3 protein-coding genes are annotated in these 4,674 nt (G+C 73.3%); all 3 read left to right on the top strand.

Going from position 1 to position 4,674, the window contains the following annotated elements; genetic code table 11:
* Positions 1 to 243: 243 nt before the first annotated feature.
* The 3 genes from ACTUAL_RS00440 to ACTUAL_RS00450 all read left to right on the top strand — a co-directional run bounded on the left by ACTUAL_RS00440 (position 244) and on the right by ACTUAL_RS00450 (position 4,510).
* Positions 244 to 2,025, top strand: coding sequence for a DEAD/DEAH box helicase (locus ACTUAL_RS00440; RefSeq protein ID WP_440898870.1), 1,782 nt, complete (start codon positions 244 to 246; stop codon positions 2,023 to 2,025).
* A 295-nt stretch (positions 2,026 to 2,320) separates the two neighbouring features.
* Complete coding sequence (locus ACTUAL_RS00445; RefSeq protein ID WP_232519694.1) at positions 2,321 to 3,559, top strand: Rv3212 family protein; 1,239 nt, start codon at positions 2,321 to 2,323, stop codon at positions 3,557 to 3,559.
* Positions 3,560 to 3,634: 75 nt separating this feature from the next.
* Positions 3,635 to 4,510: an alpha/beta fold hydrolase gene (locus ACTUAL_RS00450; RefSeq protein ID WP_440898871.1), complete on the top strand. Its 876-nt coding sequence runs from the start codon at positions 3,635 to 3,637 to the stop codon at positions 4,508 to 4,510.
* Positions 4,511 to 4,674: the final 164 nt, after the last annotated feature.

A 4,674-nucleotide genomic window follows, 5' to 3' on the forward strand; every position in this document is an offset into this window, starting at 1 on the left:
ACAGTTTCCCCTTGACGCCCGGCGCACGACGCCGCCGCGCCCCGAGATGGGGGTCCCGAAGCGGGGTTCCCGAGCGGGGTCCCCCGGACTCCGGGGCGTGGTGCGCTGCAGACGGGTGGATCACGGCGGCACCGTGCCGCCTGGTGAGGGTGCGCGCACAAACCTCGCAGGCCCTCCCGCGCCACGCCCGGTCCCCGAGCGGACCGCTGAGCGGCAGGCGCGGTCGAGCGGCCCGTACAGGCCGTGCGCGCTGGTACGAGAGAGGCGATCATCCTGACCGCGACGAACGAGGACACGCACGTGGACCCGGTTGAGCTGGAGCACAGCGAGGCGGGCCTGCCCGAGACCGACGACTCACGCCCGCTGGAGGCGAACGCGCCGGTGCAGCCCGAGGCGCCGACGTTCACCGAGCTGGGCGTGCGCGAGGAGATAGTCCGCGCGCTGGGCGAGGCGGGCATCGAGCGCGCCTTCGCCATCCAGGAGCTGACGCTGCCGCTGGCGCTGGCGGGCGAGGACGTGATCGGCCAGGCCCGCACGGGCACCGGCAAGACGCTGGGCTTCGGCATCCCGCTGCTCCAGCGGGTGACCACGCCCGGCGACGGGACCCCGCAGGCCCTGGTGGTCGTGCCCACCCGCGAGCTGTGCCTCCAGGTGACGCACGACCTGACCGACGCGTCCAAGCACATGGACGTCCGGGTGCTGGCGATCTACGGCGGCAGGCCGTACGAGCCGCAGATCGCGGCGCTGCGCAAGGGCGTGGACGTGGTGGTCGGCACGCCCGGCCGCCTGCTGGACCTGGCCGAGCAGCGCCACCTGGTGCTGGGCAAGGTCCGCAGCCTGGTGCTGGACGAGGCCGACGAGATGCTCGACCTGGGCTTCCTGCCCGACATCGAGCGGGTGCTGCGGATGGTTCCCGACGAGCGGCAGACCATGCTGTTCTCGGCGACCATGCCGGGGCCGATCATCACGCTGGCCAGGACGTTCCTGAACCAGCCGACGCACGTGCGCGCCGAGGAGAACGACGCGGGCGCGGTGCACGAGCGCACCGAGCAGTTCATCTACCGGGCGCACGCGCTGGACAAGGTGGAGCTGCTGGCCCGCGTGCTCCAGGCGCGCGACCGGGGCCTGTCGATGATCTTCACGCGGACCAAGCGGACCGCGCAGAAGGTCGCCGACGACATGGCCGAGCGCGGGTTCGCGGTGGCCGCCGTGCACGGCGACCTGGGCCAGGGCGCGCGCGAGCAGGCGCTGCGGGCGTTCCGCTCCGGCAAGATCGACGTGCTGGTCGCGACGGACGTGGCCGCGCGCGGCATCGACGTCGAGGGCGTCACGCACGTGGTCAACTACCAGTGCCCCGAGGACGAGAAGACCTACGTGCACCGCATCGGCCGCACCGGCCGCGCGGGCCGCACGGGCGTCGCGGTGACCCTGGTGGACTGGGACGAGATCCCGCGCTGGCAGATGATCAGCGACGCGCTGAACCTGGGCAAGCGCGAGCCGGTGGAGACCTACTCGACCTCGGACCACCTGTTCGCCGAGCTGGGCATCCCGGCCGGGTCGACCGGCAGGCTGCCGCTGGGGCTGCGCACCCGCGCGGGCCTGGACGCGGAGCCCGAGGAGAACCTGAAGGGCGACAAGAAGCCCGCGAAGGGCCGTCGCCGCTCCGGTCGCACCGGGCGCGCCGGTTCCGGCGAGGGCGAGGCCGCGTCGAGCGCCCCGCAGCAGGGCGGGCAGGCCGGGCAGGCCGGTGAGTCCGGCGAGGAGAAGTCGACCAGGCCGAGGCGCAGGCGCCGCAGCCGGGGCGGCGTGGCCTCGGGCGAGGCGGCGGGCGACGGCGCGGGCGGCGAGTCCGTGTCGGCGTCGACGTCCGCGCAGGTCGGCGGCGGTGAGTCCGGGTCGGGTTCCGGGCAGGCGCAGGAGTCGAAGGCGGAGGCGTCCGGTGACGCCAAGCCGCGCAGGCGCAGGCGTCGTCGTCCTTCCGGGGAGGCCGGTGCTACCACCGAGACGGCTCCCTCGGCAGACTGAGGCACGACAGCGATCAAGCCGAGCACTCGGGAGCCGGGCAGTGGTCCAGCCGGAACAGGCGGAGTCGGACGGGCGCGTCGTGCCGGGGGCGCCGGAGGAGGACGTGCTCCGGGCGCCGGGCGGGGTGGAGCACCCCGGTCCTGGGGAGCGGCCCGGTCCTGGGGAACGGTCCGGTCCTGGGGAACGATCCGATTCCGGTAACCGGTTCGGTCCTGGGGAGCGGTCCCGTCTCGGGGAGCGCGCTGATCTCGGGGAGGGCGCAGGCCCCGAGGGGCGCGATGGTCTTGCGGGCTGGGTGGCGGACGAGCCGGTGCCGCCGCCGTCCGCCCGGCCGTGGCGCACCCGCCGCGACTACGCGGCGGTGGCGCTGGTCGTGGTGGGGGCGCTGCTCGGCGGGCTGCTGGTGTGGTTGACCAGCGACGTGCGCGCGACGACGTCGCAGACCGGGCCGAGCGAGCTGCCCGCGCTGCCGGAGGCGACGGCGCTGCCGCCGTCGCTGTCCGAGGTGTGGCGGGCGGTCAGCCCGGCCACGCCGGGGCCGGTGGTGGCGAACGGGGTCGTGGTGACCGGCGAGGGCGGCGAGGTCGTCGGCCGGGACCCGCTGACCGGCGACGTGCGGTGGCGGTACGGCAGGGACCTGCCGCTGTGCACGGTGGGCACGGCGTGGAACCGGCCGTTCGCCGTGCACACGAAGGGGACGAACTGCTCGGAGGTCACGTCGCTGGACGCGGCCTCCGGCGCTCGCGGGCCGCAGCGGGACGGTGACGCCGAGCTGGGGACCAGGCTGTTGAACGAGGGTTCGCACGTGGTGGTCACCGGGGAGCGGTACTTCGAGGTGTACCGGCGGGACGACCTGGTGCGGTCGATGGAGTACGGGCGGCTGAGGGCGATCGTGAACCCGAACAAGCAGCCCAGGACCAACTGCACGTACGGGTCGTTCGCGGTGACGGGCGGCAAGGTCGCGGTGCTGGAGCGGTGCCCGGACCTGGAGTCGGGTGACCGGGTGACGGTGTTGAAGCCGAACCCGGAGAAGTCGGACGAGCCCGGCGTGATCACGACGGTGAGCGTGGGGGCGACGAACGCGCGGGTGATCGCGGTGACGGCGAACCGGGTGGCGGTGGCGGTGCCGGGGAAGCTGGTGCTGTTCGACTCGCAGACCGGCGGGTTGATCTCGGAGATCCCCGTTGAGGTGAGCGCGGCCGAGCTGGCCGGGGACCCGCCGGGGCGGGTGGCTGCGACCTACCACAGCACGGCGAACGTGTACTGGCACACGGGGTCGCGGACGATCGCGTTGTCGTTGGAGGACTTGACGCCGCGGTGGACCAGGGAGGGGACGGTGGGGGCCGGGACCACGTTGGCCGGGAAGGCGCTGCTCCCGGTGGCGGACGGGCTGGTCGTGCTGGACCAGGTGACCGGTGAGGAGATCGGGGCCATTCCGGTCAACCGGGGTGGGTACGGCGGTGACGTGGTGATGGCGACCAACGGGCCCGTGGTGCTGGAGCAGCGCGGGGGCGAGCTGGTCGCGCTGCGGTAGGGCCGATCGGTGGGGCCGATCGGTGGGGCTGTCCGTCCGCGCTGCGGTGGGGCTGTCTTGAGGCAGACTCTAGGGGTGGAGAAAGCGCAGCTCACCCCGCATCGGGCACTTCGCGTGGACCTGCCGTCGCGGCACGGGCACCTGGCCGCGCTGAGGGCGCCTGCGGTGGGGGTCGACCTGGGGGCGACGGCGTTGCTGCTGCCAGGGTTCACGGGCAGCAAGGAGGACTTCGCGCCGTTGCTGGACCCGATCGCCGACGCCGGGTTCGACGAGGTGGCGGTGGATTTGCCAGGGCAGTACGAGTCGCCGGGGTCCGAGGTGGAGCGGGAGCACCGGCCGCAGGCGCTGGGGGCGGTGGTCGCGGAGCTGGTGGGGAAGCTCGTCGCCGAGGGGCGGCGGGTGCTGTTGCTGGGGCACTCGTTCGGCGGGCTGGTGGCTCGGGGGGCGGTGCTCGCGGGGGCTCCGGTGAGCGGGGTGACGTTGTTGTCGTCCGGGCCGTCGGAGTTGCCGCAGGGGGCTCGGCGGACGGCGTTGGACGCTGGTGAGCGGATCGTGCGCGAGCGGGGGCTTGAGGCGGCTTACGCGGTGGTGGAGGCGCGGAGGTTGGCTGACCCGGCGCGCGGGGGTGCGACGGCGGAGTTGGTGGAGTTCTGGCGGACGCGGTTCTTGCGGTCCGGGACTGCCGCGATGCTCGGGATGGGCGAGGGGCTGCGGGTCGAACCGGATCTGGTGGCGAAGTTGGCCAGGGTGATGCGGGTGGGCGGGGTGCCCGGGTTGGTGGTGTGCGGGGCGTTGGACGACGCCTGGTCGCCCACGGCTCAGAGGGACATGGCTGAGCGGTTGGATGCGGATTTCGCGGTGTTGGGCGGGGTTGGGCATTCGCCCAATACCGAGGCGCCGGAGGAGTTGTTGGGGACGTTGTTGCCCACCTGGCGGTCTTGGTTGGGGTAGAAGAGCAAGAGCTGAAGGGCCACAAGCACGCCTCGCCGGCGGGGCAGACCTCCAAAAAAGAGGGGACAGGGCTCTGCCGGCCGGTGGCGCTTTTGTTGGTGGTCCGGTTTACCACTGCGGTGGGCGGGGTCCCTCTTCTCCGTTTGGCCTCCTTTCAGGCAAGC

Source organism: Actinosynnema sp. (genome assembly GCF_052038725.1).